This window comes from Providencia sp. PROV004 (assembly GCF_011045615.1).
GTDB classification, from domain to species: Bacteria; Pseudomonadota; Gammaproteobacteria; order Enterobacterales; family Enterobacteriaceae; genus Providencia; species Providencia rettgeri.
Genome location: NZ_CP042859.1, coordinates 1208379 through 1227066, shown reverse-complemented (window position 1 = coordinate 1227066; position 18688 = coordinate 1208379). Strand labels below are relative to the sequence as shown.

Genomic DNA, 18688 nt, shown 5'->3' with positions numbered 1-18688 from the left:
AAAATAAAAAATCAAGCCAAATTAATTTGGCTTGATAAGCCAATTGGTATAAGTTCAGTTCGTTCATTTTTTCCGTCTAGCATAATATCTACATTTAATTGTTCTATGTGACGCATAAAATTTATTCTATCCGTTAATAAATCTATAATATCGGTAGAGTCTGACTGTCGTTTTGCTCTTTCATTAAAATATGTCGATAAATACATTAATCCGTAATTTTCCTTTAGCTTGTTAACTAGATTATCGAGTACTATATAATCATGCTCCTGCGCTATTTTAATCATCAAGTGGCGATAAGACTCAGATTTTGAACCATAGACTTCACGTAATATTAACGATGTGTCATTATGGATATCTGTAATAATGAGATCATTACCTTGCCGGTTAATGAACATCTTTCTCCAATTGTCAACTGACGGTATAATAATATCATCTACAGCATTATCTTTTGCGTTATTATCAATAATAATGGCACGATAAGCTTTCCAAGCATCTACACTAAATTCATATGTATCCCCCCCTTCTCCACCACTTAATATTAATGTATCAACATGAGCTATTTTAGATGGATTAATGATATCTGCCTCATGCGTTCCTTTAATTACAAATGAAGCGCCTATCTTGTTCGATTCTTTTGTTCCATTGTCAGGCTGATAAAGTATTTCGTTCTTATCCGTTAGCATCATGAAGCCATTATCAATTTTCTTAATATTTTTAAATACTAACTCTGGGTATATTTTAATGCTATCAGGTATATTATTATTTGAACTCATATAGGTATTAATAACACAGAATGAATGTCGCATAGTATCAATATTAACAACTTGCTGACTATATAATTTACCGGTATTTCTATCAAATATAAACCCGTTTTGATTATCTGAATCAAATCCTAAAAATTGTAGCTCATGTTCTGATAACAAAGAGTGAGCAATAATAAATTTGCGATCAAAGTACCATGCAGGAATGATACTCTCATCTGAGCGCCTTAATCCCAATAAAGCAATTGCCTGTTTTGTTCCATTATAGTTGTCGTCAAGCTTTGATAACCAATTAGATGAATCTAATGTTTTTAACCAATGCTCATTAAATGCGACTATATCTATACTACCATCCGCATTAACTTGCTGTATCTTTCCTGACTTTCTTATAACAATAATATTTCCATTCCAATTAAAAACAGTGTTTATTTGTGTAATCGGGATTGAGTGTCCGTATATTTCTTGTGTGATAACCTTTGTTGTTGGATTGTTGATATCAAATACATCTTGCCCCAAGCCTTCTTGACGATATAATCTATCTTTTTCTTTACTATAGAAAAAAAACACTTCCGTTTCACTGTCGTCAATTAAACTACCAACAAGTGTTAAATCAGCAGGGTTTTCAACAACCTTTGTATATTTATTTACACCAAGGTTAACCTTAATTAAAGTATTTGTGTCACGACGTAGCCAATAACGACGATTGATACCATTTTCATCTTTACCATCAATAGTTACTATCTTTGCAAGATTTAACGTAGAAAAATCTAACTTATCAGATTCTACTTCGCTAAGATTTTGACTGTAACGATCATTAGGTACATTATAATACATTTTTAAAATATGGTATCCCGAACTATTTATTTTTGTTGGTGAATTCGCTAAATATTCTAACAGCTTACTACTATTAAAAATATTAACGAGTTCAGATTTTTTTCCATCTATTTTATATTTAGTGAAAATTTCGTCATTATTATCATGATGAGTTAAACTAAAATAAATATTTTCATGCTCCCTCCATAGCTTATGTACTTTAAACGGTGATGATTTCTCATCAGCTAAATAATAATTATTATCGAGTTGACCACCATTATTAATATTGCTCCGCCAAATAATATTTTCTTCCTGAGAAAAGAAATAGGCATACTCTGCATCAATAGTTCCGAGTGTAGGCGAATGATAGATTTTATTTATTGAATTAGTAAAAAGCATTCTTTTTGTTGCGACCTCATAAAAAGCTCTCCCAACATTTTTCTTACCATATATATAATCATCAACTACAATAAAGTTACCGTGCAATTGGTGTTTATCAGCCAATTCATCTAGGTGCTGTTCAATTGACTGGCCTTTATTACTCCACTGTCGACCATCCTCTCTGATAACTTGAATGAGTTTATTTTTAAAATCTACCTCACGAACTTCATGCTCTGAATTAACTAAAATAACTTGATCAGATAAGGCACTTGGATCAATATTTATATTTAAACTGCCAATTCTTAGATAACCATCATTAACTTCTACTGTAGGATCACCGCCATCAATCAAACTTGTATCAATAACCCATTTTGAATTATGCTTAAAATTTGAATCATTTATTAATGTAATATTAACACCATGGTTAATACTAATAATATATTCACCACCCGCTCCGCTAAGGTTATAAGATAGTTTCCCATACCATTCACTGGATATTTTAGGCACGGCAATATGTGCTTTATTTATGGGTAAAATAATATTTGTTTTGGTACTGACATATTCATGATAAATTCTAGTTATAATATACTCACCAGGAAAAGAATAAAAATCATAATCAAATTTATCTGTTTCTTCTAATCTCCGCAAAACATTAAAACCATAATCATAACGAGTCAATGCACCTGGAAATAGATTAAAAGAATAATTAATATATGACTTTGGCACCCCTGGTAAAATAACGGTATCTGTCTCTTGAAATGGAATGTCATGCTTGCTCTGATAACCAAGTCCTTCTCGAATATTAATGGCTTGTTTTTTATCAACCACCGAATAGGGAAGATACGCTGCCCAAGCAATATAATCTTTGCGCCCACTACCATTTCCACTGCGATGGGGCTGTGTACGGTAGAGATACTGGCTATCAAAGTTAATTTTTTTTGAGCGTAAGTCAATACGATCAAATACAGCCAAAGGACGTGGAACTAAGATCCGTTTACCACTTTGATTATCTATTTGATAATCAAATCCATTCCCACTATACGCATCATCTAAATGTTGGAAGTAGACCCCAACTTCTTTCGCATGCTCGCCAATTTCAGCATATGCACGTGCTAGTCCCACAATTCCAATTCCGAGGCCACCAACAATCACACCCACACCACCAAATACAGCAGCTGCCTCTGTAGCTCCGACAATACCTGCACCAATTGTTGCACCACTTAATAGTAAACTTGCTGAATCGAATGCCAGCTGAGTTCCAAATACAGCCTTTTGTGGATCATTTTCTGCATGTGTTAATTCATAAATATCAAACCCAACCATTGCGCCTTGAAAAGCAGTACCGATCCCTTCATTAGCTACCCGGGCAAATGATGATGAAAAAGTCTTCATCGCAGAGTGGGTAATTCCCGCCTCCTCACACCAAAGCGTTTTAACTAACTTTACAACCTTTGTCACATCATTTACTGCACCATGCGCCATCATACTATAAGTGACATAAGCATGAATTTTTAATGCTTCCGCTAAATTTGATGACATGCCACTGCTTATGTTTTGTCTATTTTTATTCGCAGCCCACTGAATTAATGCGTGAACGGCCATTCCCATGTTCATTCCATCAACATGTTCCGCATTACCTATGCCACCTCGGCGCCGTAATTCAGAATGGTGAAATTCGTAGCTTTGTTCAAATGTATTTATATTTTCATTAAAGTACTCTTTAAATTCCATCAAAGTACTATCTGTTGTTTCAATCCAGCGCTCTCGAAATGCGATGTCTTTATTAATAAATTGAATGCGGTATTTTCCCTCCTCAGTCATTTCTATACTAGAAAAATTAGGTAACCATGTTTCATCTAATTGATACTGTTCAGATATCTCATTAAATACTCTCTCAATTTTGTCCCCCCATCGTTCAGCGGTCAAAATTGTTAACGATGCTTTTATATTTAACTCTTTAGTAATTTGTATTTGATTTTCAATAAATTTAATCGTATTTTTACGCCTTTCAGCAACAAGATTCAAATCATCTGTATTGGATAAATCTGATACGACTAATCCCCCGCCCACTGCCACATTTCTCATCCCGTCAACATCAATAGAAATTAATTCAAAAATAGGTTTCGAATCAGAGCCTAAAGCAACATATAATTTAGCCATTTTTTTATTTATCATAAACTTATTTAGAGCTGAAAAAAGTTTATGACTACTTTCAAATGTAAATATACCGAAATTAGGATCGTAAAAATAATAGGTTACACTATCTTCATATACAATTTTCCCCAACATCATCGCATGCTTCTGGCTATTTAAGGCATACATTTTCGTTGCATTCCCCTCAGTTAATCTAGCCTCAATAGCATTTAAATCTAGGTTACCTTGAGAACTCGAAGACTGTACCGCTTCAATATTTGAATGAAGCCTTATTAATGATTTTTTTAATAGAATTGAGCTGTTATCTGTTGGTGATGCGGCAGCTAAAAAGAGTTTGTCGAGTAGTACATTACTACCATTTGGCCCATTCTCCTCTAATGCAACAGCCATAGCTCTAACAAGCGGATAACAGCGACCATCTGACATATCTCCCATTAAAGGTAAATAAAAATCTTGGGGGGATAGCCTAGAATTTATACTGCCCTCTCTCTTAAATAATTCATTTATTTCCCTCGTATTTTCTAAAATTTGATGACGACCTTCGTTATCTATCGTATTTTGAATATGCCTATACAATGCGCCACGTTCTGTCACGCTCAATTCAGGATTTAAATATAGAGCCATCATCTCTGATGAAGTCATTTCTTGATTAAAGCCTCGAATATCAGTTTTATTATAGTTATCATAACCTTCATTAAATTTATCATTAGCAATATTACGATCTCGCATCACCGCCAATTTATATTCTTTATTTAGCGCTATATTCGTAACACCGTTACCAAGTTCTTCATTTACGACTTGAACAACAGAGTCAATTCCAGTCTTATTTTTTATTTGTAGCCATAACCAGCTTCTTTCTACAGATAATGACTCAGTTAATATCGATAAATGTTTTTGAGAATAGTAATCTTTAATAATTTTTTTATTTCCAGAATTGATATTAATTTATCGATCCTTATATTTTCGTCATTACTTCGTATTGACTTACTCTTTAGATTGCTTAATTCAACTTTAAATTCATCAATTTGTTTAATTAATTGATTGATTTTATCATAAATTTTCTTTTTAACCTTGCCATTTAAATCAACCCATGATTTTATTGCTGAGTTCTCCAGCGAAAACCCCCCATCAATATATTCACCTTCTGAAACCTGGTCCGTATTTATACCAAATTCTTTTGCTATTTCTTTTAATTTATTTTGTGATGCATGGCGATATCGATTGAATTTTTCTAATTGTTTCTCGGAAAATTGATTATCAACATAATAACCTATCATAGAACTTTCGTTGTTACGTAGCTTAGGAATAGGTGTTCCATTGATCAATTCATATTCTTGCTTTTGTAATAATAACCGCCAATGGCCATCCTTAAAATACATATACGCCATCGCAAGGCCTTCATCTGAGCCTGGAACTTGGTAGTCCATATAATCAAATGCCATTACAACGTTATCATACAATATAGAACTATTCACACGGCCATCATGATAAACACGATAGGTTGTTTCATTCAGCTTAGTAACAATAACGGAGCACCCTGTTAAAGAGCCCGTGAATAAAAAACTATCCTCAGCAGCCTGAATAGGTATATCAACATAAGCAGGCGTTGCACTGGACTGATTAGCCCCGTTATAACCTAAAAAATAAGCATGGAATGCTAATGAAGGCGAGATGCTTGAAGGCTCATATCTATATTCAACCGCATAACTATTCGGACCAATTTTAACTAAGTGTGCACGTCCATAAGGTGGTATTTTACCCATTGTTGTCATGCTATCCCCACTAATCGCATGCAAGCGGGTAAACGATAATGTGTCTGCAAGAAAGTTCTTAACATCAGGACTTGCTGGACTATTTTTAAGTGGCATACTGCCAAATAATCCAGATTTTAAACGACTATCACGCAGTACTTGTGCAACTAAATTAGAGTTAACTGTATCATAGCCCATCTCTTGCACTGTTCTCAGTAAAATTTGTTTTATTTGGCGAATTATTAATAATGATTCTTTATTAATAATTAGAAAATTATTATTTTTTTTAATTTCATCCATTTTATAAATGGAATTTTTTAATAAACAACTATTATTAAACATATAATTAAATCCTTTTATTTACCTATGTTATATAAGAGCATCTCCACATATCAAGAATTACATTTTATAAAAAATAATTCCATTAACAATCATTAAACAAATAATAAAATAAATATAATAGCTATCATTATCTTTTACAGGGATTATATAAGCAATAAGAATACAACTTTCTAAACTTAATATCTTAGCCGATAGAACTGGGGGAAAATACCAAGCTATTAGGCCGGTTCATTTCATTTGAGAGCTATCAATATCAGTGTCAAGACAGTTTTCTTTAGCTTCAAAATACCATTGATATCAAGGTGCTGGTACAAACAATGAATTTTTCATTACGTGGCGACGGTTATTTTGTAATATGTAGCACAGATAAAATACAGATAGGGGAAAATCAATTTAGTGATATTTCTAGTTTATTCTCAATAGCCTATTAGATTTACTACCAAACATAATATGTTCGGTATCAGTCTGATACCGGTCATTAGACTAGCATTTTTTATTTGGTAATCTTTGTAATCTACGCCATCACTACATTATCAAAAGGAATCGAACTATTAATTCTCCCATCATGATAGACCCGATAAGTTGTTTCATTTAGTTCAGTAACGATCACAAAACTATCAGAAAGTGTACGTGTAAATAAAAATTTTGCTTTAGATGAGTACTTGGGTATATCGATATAAACGAGCGATTTTTTACCTGATGATTGCCGTTATATCCTAGTAAAACGAATTGAACATCAACTTTATTATAAATTGTAGGAATGTGACTTAAATGATTTAATATCTACACTTGCAACTCTATTTGTTACACTTACCCAACTAATCGTTGTTGATTTTAATTTTGCATCATTAAAATTTAAAATAATTATTTTTATAGCATCCATGTTAAATTTTAATATACTAATGAAAAATAAAATAGATTATATTTAATTACACCTATTAGGGTTATTATTACAAGGAAACGTAATGAATAAAAAAATGCAATTTATCTTTCTAACAAACTCTTTTTTATCATGTTTGAGTTTTTCTTCCTTTTCTCAAGCCGATGTATCTAAAGCAAAATTAATTAATATCGAAGCTCCTCTAAAAAATCATATTTCATTTAACTCTTTTGAGAGTTTATCTTCTAATGATCATGGTCTCATTTTTAATAATGATATTAATGATAATAATCAACTTGCAAACAAAGCTGCAAAACTAATATTGGCTGAAGTGACAGGAACAGAAGAAAGTAAAATTAAAGGTGTCCTCGGTATTAAAGGACAAGCCGCGAACCTAATTATTGCTAATCCCAATAGGATCTCATGGGCTGATGGCTCCATAAGTAATATTAATAGCTTATCTTTAATTGCAGGTAAGTTAGAAAAACAATATGTTAAAAATAAAGAAACGAAGCAGCTTGAAGCAAAAGCACTAGATGAATACAGTCAATTGAAATTCTCAGTTAGCCCCGCAAGCCAAATCAACATCAGCCAACAGCATGCCAGCCCGTTACAGCTTTCTAAACTGAATGTGTTCGCCGATCGAATAAAACTACAAAATGCACTAAATATTACGGCTGCGGTTCAAAATTATCTGAGTACATCCGGAAGTGCTTCAATTTCCCCACGAGAAGCAGTCATTCACTCAGGCTCTAAATTTAAAACGGATACACCTTATAGCCAAGGCAGCCACCTAGAACTGGGAGAAAATACCAAGCTATTAGGCCGGCTTATTTCATTTGAAAGCCATCAATATCAGTGTAAAGACAGCTTCCTTTGTCCTCAAAATACAATTGATATCAAAGGTTTGATACAAACAATGAATTTTTCATTACGTGGCGACAGTGATTTTGTAATGCACGGCACAGGTAAAATACAAATAGGGAAAAATCAGCAAGTGCTTGTCGCACAGTAATGAAAAACGGGCTCATTTTTAATGAGCCCGTAGGTCGTTGGGAAAGTGAAATAAAAATGTGTTTCTCTCACTTTATACTTTTAGCTAAAATCAATTTAGTGATTTTTCTTGTTTGCTTTATAGCCAAAAGAACCAAGCAAATAGAGAGATAACAATAATACATGCTACGTTCAGAACTGCACCGACCCGTACCATTTCAATTTGCCTGATATAACCAGAACCAAATACAATCGCATTTGGCGGAGTCGCAACAGGCAACATAAACGCACAAGAGGCACCAATACCAATAATCATAGTTAATACAATAACTGGCATACCTAATGCTTCCGCAACAGTAGCAAAAATAGGAACTAACAGGGCGGCACTTGCAGTATTACTCGTAAATTCAGTCAGGATGATAATAAAGGTTGTCACCGCTAAGATAATCACAAACCAATGACTTGTCCCAAATGTCATCTGCATCCAGTCAGCCATAATTTTACTAGCGCCTGAAGAACTTAAAATTGCACTGAGAGTCAACCCCCCACCGAACAGCATCAATACGCCCCACTCGGTATTTTTTTGGATTTGTGACCAACTAGCAACCCCTGTTATACCAATCAAAATTGCAGCAATCATAGCAATAATGGTGTCGAGATCCTTCACACCACCAAGTGCTTCACTAATAAATGTACTGGTGATCCAACAAACTACCGCAAATAGGAAGATCCCCATTGCTGTAATACGTTTGCCATTCCATTTAACATGCTCTAATTCAATTTCAAAGCGGTGTTTCAGATTTGGGCGTAACATCATGTACATCAATACAAACATCATCGGTAGTAAAACTACCATGATTGGAATGCCGTATTTCATCCACGATAAGAAATCTAAACCTAATGCAGCAGCGGCAATTGCGTTTGGTGGGCTACCCACAATAGTTCCTAGACCACCAATACTGGCACTATAAGCAACACCTAATAAAACAAACACAAACGTATTACGTTCATGACGTACATCGAGATTAGATAAAATACCTAATACAAGGGGTAACATCATTGCAGCAGTTGCTGTGTTACTAATCCACATTGATAGCAGCGCGGTAACACCAAACAACAGTAATACTGCGACTGATAAACGACCACGTGCAGCCATTAGTAAGCGGTTAGCAATTAGACGGTCTAAGCCTTGAATATGCAAAGCCGTCGCTAAAGCAAAGCCACCGAAGAATAGGAAAATAATTGGGTTTGCGAATGATTTAAGCGCTTCCCCTGTATTCATTAATCCAAGCCCAACCGCTAAGATAGGAATACAAAGTGCAGTAATAGTGACATGGATAGCTTCAGTTAGCCAAAGCACACCAATGAAAACCATCATTGCAAGGCCTGCATTTGCCTTGTCATCAAAAGGCAAATATTTTAAAAGTAAGATCAGTAGAACAATATCAACCGCTAAAATGATCCAACCCCGTTTATTGGATGGGGTCGGGCTGACCGCTGGTTGTAGGGATTCGGAAGCGTCCATGTAAACTCCATTAGCTCGGAAGCAAATTATTTTCGAGTATTATTGTTAATATTTTTTTGCAAGAGCTGGAATATAAAGTTAATTGTATGAAATTAAAATGTGGAGGAACTAAAAGTGCGATCTACACCGTATAATTTCATCGTTTTTCATGTAAACTCCAAAAAACCTACCCATTCACTCGTAAAAATCGAAGAATTAAATACTAAAATAGCTACTATAAATTAGCATATTATTTCTAAAGAGACGTATATCAATCAACTATCTAATTGATTGATTTTAAATTGATTATTAAATATAAAGTGAGTCAATAAAAGGCTGAACAATCATTAAGCTTACTAAAAATCCAATCAAATTTATTATGATACATTAGAGATAATCATAAATTACTGGGAATATATAGTAAAAATGGCTTCCTCAGCAAAGGTTTCAGTCGAAAAAAAAGGAAGCCATCGGCTTCCTTTCGTATAAATTGGTTAACGAACTAAAATTACGCTTGGCCTTTAACTTCTTTTAAGCCATTGAATGGTGCATTTTTACCTAATGCTTCTTCAATACGAATCAGTTGGTTATATTTAGCAACACGGTCAGAACGGCTCATTGAACCCGTTTTGATTTGGCCTGCAGCTGTACCGACTGCTAAATCTGCGATAGTTGCATCTTCAGTTTCGCCTGAACGGTGAGAGATAACAGCTGTATAGCCTGCATCTTTCGCCATTTTAATTGCAGCCAAAGTTTCAGTTAAAGAACCAATTTGGTTGAATTTGATCAGGATAGAGTTAGCAATGCCTTTATCAATACCTTCTTTCAAGATCTTAGTGTTCGTTACAAACAGGTCGTCACCAACCAGTTGGATTTTGTCACCAAGAACTTTAGTTTGGTATGCGAAACCATCCCAGTCAGACTCATTCAGACCATCTTCAATAGATACGATTGGGTACTGTTTAGTCAGTTCTTCTAAATAGTGAGTGAACTCTTGTGAAGTGAAGGTTTTACCTTCGCCTTTCAGCTCATAATTGCCTGTTTCTGCGTTATAGAACTCAGATGCTGCACAGTCCATTGCCAGTGTTACGTCTTTACCTAATACATAACCTGCTTGCTCAACCGCCTCTTTAATTGCTGCTAATGCCGCTGCGTTTGACTCTAAGTTAGGCGCATAACCACCTTCATCACCTACAGCAGTGTTCATACCTTTAGATTTCAGTACTTTTGCTAAGTGATGGAAAATTTCAGAACCCATACGAACAGCTTCTTTCAGCGTTGGTGCGCCAACAGGCTGGATCATGAATTCTTGGATATCAACGTTGTTATCTGCGTGCTCACCACCATTGATGATGTTCATCATAGGTAGAGGCATAGAGTATTGACCGTGAGTACCATTCAGGTCAGAAATGTGCTCATACAGAGGCATACCTTTCGCTGCCGCAGCTGCTTTAGCATTTGCTAAAGATACAGCCAGAATTGCGTTTGCACCAAATTTAGATTTGTTCTCAGTGCCATCGAGATCAATCATGATTTTATCGATGTTAGCTTGGTCTTTAGCATCTTTACCGATCAGCGCTTCTGCGATTGGACCATTAACAGCAGCAACTGCTTTCAGAACACCTTTACCCAGAAAACGTGCTTTATCACCGTCACGCAGTTCCAGAGCTTCACGAGAACCTGTTGACGCACCTGATGGTGCTGCAGCTAAACCAACAAAGCCACCTTCTAAATGAACTTCAGCTTCTACAGTTGGGTTACCACGAGAGTCAATGATTTCACGACCGATCACTTTAACAATTTTGGACATTAGGTTTTCCTCAGTACAAGTTAAATTTTGGGAAGTTGGTGCACCTGCGCCGACTTCCCCATATCTTATTTCAACTCACCTTTCTGGTACTTACCAGCGGCTTTAACAAAACCTGCAAACAACGGATGACCATCTCTTGGTGTAGAGGTGAACTCTGGGTGGAACTGACAAGCCACAAACCATGGATGATTTGGGTTTTCAATAATTTCCACCAGCTTGTTATCTACTGAACGACCTGCAATTTTCAGGCCCGCATCTTCAATGCGTTTCAGCAGTAAGTTGTTCACTTCATAACGGTGGCGGTGACGTTCAATAATGGTTTCTGAACCATACATCTCACGTACAAGGCTACCATTCACTAGGTGGCATGGTTGACTACCAACACGCATTGTTCCACCAAGGTCGCTCTCTTCTGAACGCACTTCAAGGTTACCCTCTTCGTCACGCCATTCTGTAATCAGCGCAACAACTGGGAATTTACAATCCGCTTTAAATTCTGTTGAATTTGCATCTGCCATATTGGCCACATTACGTGCAAATTCAATCAATGCAACTTGCATACCCAAACAAATCCCTAAGTAAGGGATCTTGTTTTCACGTGCATATTGAGCAGTCAGAATTTTACCTTCAATACCACGCTCACCAAAACCGCCTGGCACTAAAATAGCATCTAAATCTTTTAGTAACTCAACACCACGCGTTTCGATGTCTTGTGAATCAATCAATTTGATATTCACAGTTAAACGGTTTTTCAATCCACCGTGTTTTAATGCTTCAATTACAGATTTATACGCATCTGGTAACTCAACATATTTACCAACCATTCCAATGGTGACTTCACCTGCAGGATTAGCTTCTTCGTAAATAACTTGTTCCCACTCAGATAAATTAGCTTCTGGCGCATCAATGCGGAAACGGTTACAAATGTACTCATCCAAACCTTGTGATTTTAACAAGGCTGGAATTTTATAAATTGAATCAACGTCTTTGAGAGAAATAACCGCTTTCTCTGGCACATTACAGAACAATGCGATTTTTGCACGTTCATTTGCTGGGATCACTCTGTCTGAGCGACAGATTAACACGTCTGGCTGGATACCAATTGACAGCAATTCTTTCACAGAATGTTGAGTTGGCTTAGTTTTCACTTCACCAGCTGCTGCAAGGTAAGGCACTAATGTTAAGTGCAAATATAAAGTACGCTCACGGCCGACTTCTGCAGCCATTTGACGAATCGCTTCAAGGAATGGCAATGATTCAATATCACCCACTGTACCACCAACTTCAACCAAAACAACGTCATGGCCTTCGCCACCACGGATGATGCGGTCTTTAATTTCATTAGTGATATGAGGGATAACTTGAATTGTAGCGCCTAAGTAGTCGCCACGGCGCTCTTTGCGCAGAACTTCAGAGTAAACACGCCCAGTCGTAAAGTTATTACGACGAGTCATTTTAGTACGGATGAAGCGCTCATAATGACCCAAATCTAAGTCAGTTTCAGCGCCGTCTTCTGTAACGAAAACTTCCCCGTGTTGGGTTGGGCTCATTGTGCCTGGATCTACGTTGATGTAGGGATCCAGTTTCATAATAGTCACATTGAGTCCACGGGCTTCGAGTATAGCCGCCAAAGAGGCTGCGGCAATGCCTTTACCCAGAGAGGATACGACCCCGCCGGTCACAAAAATATAATTAGTTTTCATGCTGAACCTGAAAGTTTAGGTTTAAAAGATGATGGATATAACAGGACGGGAAAACAGTATACCCGAACCTTAATTTCGCTACAAATGTTCTAAGCATAATAAGGCTAAATTTCATCAATACTCTAATATTATCAGCAAGTTAAAAGCGAAAATTATTTATCGCTTCAAAATTAGTCATCTTTGTCTATTTTCATAGATTAACACAGTTCAAATGCAAAAGCTAAATCCTTTCAGCTCATTGTATGGTATAAAAAATGCGATTCTGCACTAACTTTGATTTTGAATAACTATTTACTCTACTTGTCGCTATTTAACACCTCAATATTTCACGTCACCCATTATTTTTGAAGCTTTGTTTGGTGCTATTGAATGAAGTGCTTTTAGAACAAACCAACAACCGCCAGATTTTAAAACAACTAATGGTTTAAACAATTGCAGACAAGGTTCGCATTACAGCTAGGCGGCAAGAGAGGATATCTTCGGGGAGCATACACTAAGTATGTGACCCGAGTAGCCGAACGCAGCCAACAACGCTGTAGTGCGAGGCCCGACGAGAATTGGCTCTATATAGTTCGTGCTACAGCTAGGCGGCAAGAGAGGATATCTCGAGGAACATACACTAAGTATGTGACCCGTGTAGCCGAACGCAGCCAACAACGCTGTAGTGCGAGGCCCGACGAGAATTGGCTCTATATAGTTCGTGCTACAGCTAGGCGGCAAGAGAGGATATCTTCGGGGAGCATACACTAAGTATGTGACCCGAGTAGCCGAACGCAGCCAACAACGCTGTAGTGCGAAATATGACGAGCCATTTTATTCTTGGCTCTTAACCTGCTGCCAAAGCGCCTCCATCTCATTAAGTGTAGCACTTTCTGTCGTTTTACCACTTTCCGCGAGGCTTTTTTCGATTTGGCGAAAACGACCTTCGAATTTGTTACACGCTTTTTGCAACGCTATTTCAGGTTTATAACCTAAATGGCGTGATAAATTCACGGTTGCAAACAATAAGTCGCCAATTTCCTCTTCTAAGCGCGACTGGTCAACAACCGCCTGAGTGGCTTCTTCCATCACTTCTTCAAGTTCTTCATGAACTTTACCAACAACAGGGCCTAGCGTATCCCAGTCAAAACCAACTGACGCACAACGTTTTTGAATTTTATAGGCTTTCATTAGTGCTGGGAGTGAATTTGGAATATCATCTAGCACAGAAAATTGCGATTTTTCAGCTCGCTCTTTGGCTTTTCGTTTTTCCCATCCCTCAATCACTTCTGTGCTACTCAGTGTATTATTTGCATCGAAAATATGAGGGTGGCGATGTTCGAGCTTATCACTAACAGATTGGCAGATATCGCTAAAATCAAAGAGTGATTTTTCATTCGCCATTTGCGCATAGAAAACCACTTGGAATAATAAGTCTCCCAACTCACCTTTTAAGTCGCTAAAATCTTCACGTTCTATCGCATCAAGCACTTCATAAGTTTCTTCAAGCGTATAAGGCGCAATAGTTTTAAATGTTTGTACCTTATCCCATGGGCACCCTGTTTGCGGATCTCGAAGCTGCTTCATAATTGATAATAAACGTTCGATTTGAAGATTTGTCTGACTCATTGTATTAACCTTTAATTTTTTTGTTTCTAGTTGTCCTTTATCCCAAACTTATCAGAGTTGATGAGCAATCGACAAATTTTTCCCAAAAAAATAAATTTTTGCTAACTAACTCATGAAGAAACAGAAGTTGTATAGAAAAGAATAATTAAAAACATGAAGAGAGGGATTTTTAGAATATAAATATACCGATTTTCAAAATAGTTTGAATTGTAGGTAGGCGGCAAGCGAAGATATCTCGGGGAGCATACACAAGTATGTGACCCGAGTAGCTAAGCGCAGCCAACACCCCTACAACTCAAAATATGAAGAAAATCACTGAGAATGACGCTTTGCTTCTATAACATCCGCCAACTGATTCAGCTTAGCTAACACCCGACTCAGCACCTCAATGTTATACAGCTCAATAGTCATATCTATCGTTGCCAGTTGCTGTTTTACATCGCTGCGGCTACTGACACCAAGCACATTGACTTTCTCATTTGCTAATATTGTCGTGATATCACGCAGCAGGCCGCTGCGGTCATTAGCAATAACTCTAACCACAAGAGAATAACCACTCGAGTAGTTTTCTCCCCAAACTGCATCTATTACGCGTTCTGGTGCATGGCTTTGTAGTTCAGCTAATTGTTCACAGTCTGCACTGTGAATGGAAATACCTCTTCCTTTCGTGATAAAACCGACAATTTCATCCCCTGGAATTGGCTGGCAGCAGCGTGCAATATGGTGCATTAGGTTACCAACCCCTTCAACCACCACTCGGCCGCTACTATGAGATGGTGCTCTTGGGAGTGAAGACTTACTTTCTAATGTCTTCATTGCCGCACGGTCTTCTTCTTCGGCAGTGGCTTTGTTAAATTTGCTCTGCAGGAAATTCACTAATTGGTTGATACGGATATCACCGCCGCCAATTCCTGCCAAAACCTCATCCAATGAATGAACATTGTAGCGTGCGATTAGCAGTTTTTCTGCTTCACGAAGGCTAATATCAAGCTGTGATAGTTCGCTATCTAAAATTTGACGCCCTGCAAGGATATTTTTGTCTCTATCTTGTTTACGGAACCAATTTTGGATTTTAGCTCGCCCACGGCTGGTTGTGACATACCCTAAGTTAGGGTTTAACCAGTCGCGGCTTGGATTTGGATGCTTTTGAGTAATAATTTCAATTTGATCGCCCATTTGTAATTGATAGCTAAATGGGACAATACGCCCACCTATTTTTGCACCAATACAACGGTGGCCGACATCACTGTGAATATGATAAGCAAAATCAAGCGGTGTCGAGCCTGCTGGTAAATCCACCACATCCCCTTTTGGGGTAAAGACATACACTCGGTCATCAAACACTTGGCTACGAACTTCATCTAGCATTTCGCCAGAATCTGCCATTTCTTCTTGCCATGCAATCAGCTTACGTAACCATGCAATGCGGTTTTCGTAACTACTGCCTTTACCAATGCCAGTCGCGCCTTCTTTGTATTTCCAATGGGCCGCAACTCCCAGCTCTGCATCTTCATGCATTTGGCGGGTACGAATTTGAATTTCAAGCGTTTTGCCGTTTGGTCCTAACACCACTGTATGAATAGATTGATAACCATTAGGTTTCGGGTTCGCCACATAGTCATCAAACTCATCGGGAAGATGGCGAAAATGGGTATGTACAATCCCTAACGCGGCATAACAATCTTGCAAACGTTCAACGACAATACGCACCGCTCGCACATCAAACAGTTCATCAAATGCCAATGATTTTTTCTGCATTTTACGCCAAATGCTATAAATATGCTTAGGCCGGCCATAGATATCTGCTTGAATATTCTCTTTTAACATGTACTTACGTAAGGTTGTTACGAAAGTATCTATATACTCTTCACGGTCAATACGACGTTCATGGAGGAGCTTTGCAATTTTCTTATATTCATCGGGATGCAAATAACGAAAACAGAAGTCTTCTAACTCCCATTTTAACTGCCCAATTCCTAGGCGATTTGCTAAAGGTGCATAAATATTTGAGCACTCTTTTGCCGCTAAAACGCGCTCATCTTCAGTGGCATCTTTGACTTCACGTAAATGTGCAATTCGTTCCGCTAGTTTAATGACAACGCAGCGGAAATCTTCCACCATCGACAATAGCATACGGCGAATATTATCGACTTGTGTCGAGCTCGTTTCACTCGATTGCGTGGCTTTGAGTTGACGAATCGCATCCATTTCCAGCACGCCTTTAACGAGTTCGTGAATGGATTGACCAAACTCATCAATAACTTCTTGCTCTTCCAACTTCCCCTCTTCCACTAAAGGAAAAAGTAAAGCTGCTTGTAAGCTGCCGATATCCATACTTAATGTCGATAGGATTTCGGTCATTTCAATACCGCGCCACAGTAACAGAGGGGCGATTTCTTGTCCGGCTAGTTTATCGTGACAATATTGCCAGGTATGGATGAGCTTTTCTTCTGATTGTTTATTGCTCAATCCCAGACCGTTAACCCACTTTTCTGGGGCAAACTCACCTGCTGGGGTAAGATGCGCACTTCTTACTGCAACCATATATTCTCCCTACCTATTAAACCTCTGGGCGACGGATAAATAACGCCATTGACTCTAAATGGCTAGTATGCGGAAACATGTCTAGCATCCGCAACTGTAATAACTGATAGCCCCCATCAAGTAAAACTTTGCTATCTCTTGCCAATGTTGTGGGGTTACATGAAACATAGACAATTTTTTCTGGCATCAGTTTAATTAAATGTTCCATAACACCAGCGGCTCCAGCTCTAGCGGGGTCTAATAATACTTTATTAAAGCCATGAGCCGCCCAAGGTTGTGTGTGTATCTGGGCTTCTAAGTTTTCATTATAGAATGTCGCATTACAAATAGTATTGAGCTGTGCGTTATTTCGTGCCTGTTTGACTAAATTTTCCACACCTTCAACACCCACAACGGATTTCACTAACCGTGCGATAGGTAATGTAAAGTTACCCATTCCACAAAAAAGGTCTAATACCCTATCTTCACTGTTTAGATCTAACCATGCTAAAGCTTGTTCTACCATCAACTGGTTAACTTGCCCGTTCACTTGAATAAAATTTAATGGGTTAAATTTTAGTATTTCCCCAGCAACTTGATACTCAGGTTGTGGCGAATTTGGTGACAGAGCTTGTAAGTTTTCATCATTACCCGCTAACCAGATAGACACTCCGTGCTGATTTTCAAAATTGCTTAACTTTTGAGTATCTGATAACGAAAAAGGTGTTAAGTAACGAATCAATACAATTTTGCTATTGTCTGCGTGAATAAGCTCTACGTGGCCCAATTTCGCTTTATTACTGAGCTGGTTAATGCATTCAGAAAGTGGTTTTAATAAGATATCCAAATCAGGAGATAATATAGGGCAATTTTTTATATCAACTAATGTGTTAGATTGAGATTGACGAAACCCCATAACGACATTTTTACTTTTAGGCTGATATTGTAGCCCCAACCGAGCTCGGCGACGGTAGCCATATGACTCACCATAAATCACCTCGGCACAGGATATATCTTGCAATGTTTCGCGTCGCATCAGATAAGCTAAAGCATGAGCTTTACTTTCTCTTTGTAGTGCAATGTCAACATGTTGCTGTTGACATCCCCCACATTGGTTAAAATAACGGCACCGTGGCTTTACTCTTTGAGGGCTCGTGCTCAAACGTTTAATTACCTTCCCTTTAGCAAACTGCCGTTTCTCTTCCGTCAATTCAATTTGGGCTTCTTCTTCAGGCAATAAACCTGTTACAAAAATGGTTTTTCCTTCGATACGAGCAACACCTTGCCCTGCGGCATCAAGGCTATCAGCTACAACCGTGATCTGGCGGCGTGGAGTGGTACGGCGATTAGGAGAGTAAAATTGAGCCATAAAATAGTCACTACAGAATATTAAGTTATAAAAATCATGATTGCCGAGTTTTCAATTTTAATGCGTTGTTTTTTTTCGCTAATTAATCAAGGAAAA

The 18688-nt window shown here is 37.6% G+C and carries 9 protein-coding genes; 1 reads left to right on the top strand and 8 read right to left on the bottom strand.

Going from position 1 to position 18688, the window contains the following annotated elements:
- Positions 1-11 precede the first annotated feature (11 nt).
- Positions 12-4838: a TcdA/TcdB pore-forming domain-containing protein gene (locus tag FVA69_RS05360; RefSeq protein WP_164528506.1), complete on the bottom strand. Its 4827-nt coding sequence runs from the start codon at positions 4836-4838 to the stop codon at positions 12-14.
- Between the two features lie 146 nt (positions 4839-4984).
- Positions 4985-6202 carry a hypothetical protein gene (locus FVA69_RS05355; protein ID WP_164528505.1) on the bottom strand — a complete coding sequence of 406 codons (1218 nt, stop codon included), beginning with the start codon at positions 6200-6202 and terminating at the stop codon, positions 4985-4987.
- Between the two features lie 965 nt (positions 6203-7167).
- Here FVA69_RS05355 and FVA69_RS05350 point away from each other — a divergent pair.
- Positions 7168-8097, top strand: a complete 930-nt coding sequence (locus FVA69_RS05350) for a filamentous hemagglutinin N-terminal domain-containing protein (protein ID WP_238789286.1) — start codon at positions 7168-7170, stop codon at positions 8095-8097.
- 117 nt (positions 8098-8214) lie between these two features.
- Here the strand turns inward: FVA69_RS05350 and FVA69_RS05345 are convergent, their stop codons facing one another.
- The 6 genes from FVA69_RS05345 to rlmD form a co-directional block, all read right to left on the bottom strand.
- A complete protein-coding gene (locus FVA69_RS05345; RefSeq protein WP_004913667.1) occupies positions 8215-9600 on the bottom strand; it encodes a DASS family sodium-coupled anion symporter in 1386 nt (461 codons plus the stop codon).
- A gap of 487 nt (positions 9601-10087) precedes the next feature.
- On the bottom strand, positions 10088-11389 hold the full coding sequence (gene eno / locus FVA69_RS05340; RefSeq protein WP_004260453.1) for a phosphopyruvate hydratase: 1302 nt from the start codon (positions 11387-11389) through the stop codon (positions 10088-10090).
- Positions 11390-11454: 65 nt separating this feature from the next.
- Positions 11455-13092, bottom strand: a complete 1638-nt coding sequence (gene pyrG / locus FVA69_RS05335) for a glutamine hydrolyzing CTP synthase (RefSeq protein WP_004913671.1) — start codon at positions 13090-13092, stop codon at positions 11455-11457.
- Positions 13093-13905: 813 nt separating this feature from the next.
- A complete protein-coding gene (gene mazG, locus FVA69_RS05330; protein ID WP_109912054.1) occupies positions 13906-14700 on the bottom strand; it encodes a nucleoside triphosphate pyrophosphohydrolase in 795 nt (264 codons plus the stop codon).
- Between the two features lie 312 nt (positions 14701-15012).
- Positions 15013-17244, bottom strand: coding sequence for a GTP diphosphokinase (gene relA / locus FVA69_RS05325; RefSeq protein WP_004913677.1), 2232 nt, complete (start codon positions 17242-17244; stop codon positions 15013-15015).
- 16 nt (positions 17245-17260) lie between these two features.
- Positions 17261-18592: a 23S rRNA (uracil(1939)-C(5))-methyltransferase RlmD gene (gene rlmD / locus FVA69_RS05320; RefSeq protein ID WP_110732209.1), complete on the bottom strand. Its 1332-nt coding sequence runs from the start codon at positions 18590-18592 to the stop codon at positions 17261-17263.
- Positions 18593-18688: the final 96 nt, after the last annotated feature.

Bases quoted from the DNA above. Each gene is read 5' to 3' on its own strand.
- FVA69_RS05360 (WP_164528506.1), bottom strand. From the start codon at position 4,838: ATGCGAGATCGTAATATTGCTAATGATAAATTTAATGAAGGTTATGAT.
- FVA69_RS05355 (WP_164528505.1), bottom strand. From the start codon at position 6,202: ATGTTTAATAATAGTTGTTTATTAAAAAATTCCATTTATAAAATGGAT.
- FVA69_RS05350 (WP_238789286.1), top strand. From the start codon at position 7,168: ATGAATAAAAAAATGCAATTTATCTTTCTAACAAACTCTTTTTTATCA.
- FVA69_RS05345 (WP_004913667.1), bottom strand. From the start codon at position 9,600: ATGGACGCTTCCGAATCCCTACAACCAGCGGTCAGCCCGACCCCATCC.
- eno (WP_004260453.1), bottom strand. From the start codon at position 11,389: ATGTCCAAAATTGTTAAAGTGATCGGTCGTGAAATCATTGACTCTCGT.
- pyrG (WP_004913671.1), bottom strand. From the start codon at position 13,092: ATGAAAACTAATTATATTTTTGTGACCGGCGGGGTCGTATCCTCTCTG.
- mazG (WP_109912054.1), bottom strand. From the start codon at position 14,700: ATGAGTCAGACAAATCTTCAAATCGAACGTTTATTATCAATTATGAAG.
- relA (WP_004913677.1), bottom strand. From the start codon at position 17,244: ATGGTTGCAGTAAGAAGTGCGCATCTTACCCCAGCAGGTGAGTTTGCC.
- rlmD (WP_110732209.1), bottom strand. From the start codon at position 18,592: ATGGCTCAATTTTACTCTCCTAATCGCCGTACCACTCCACGCCGCCAG.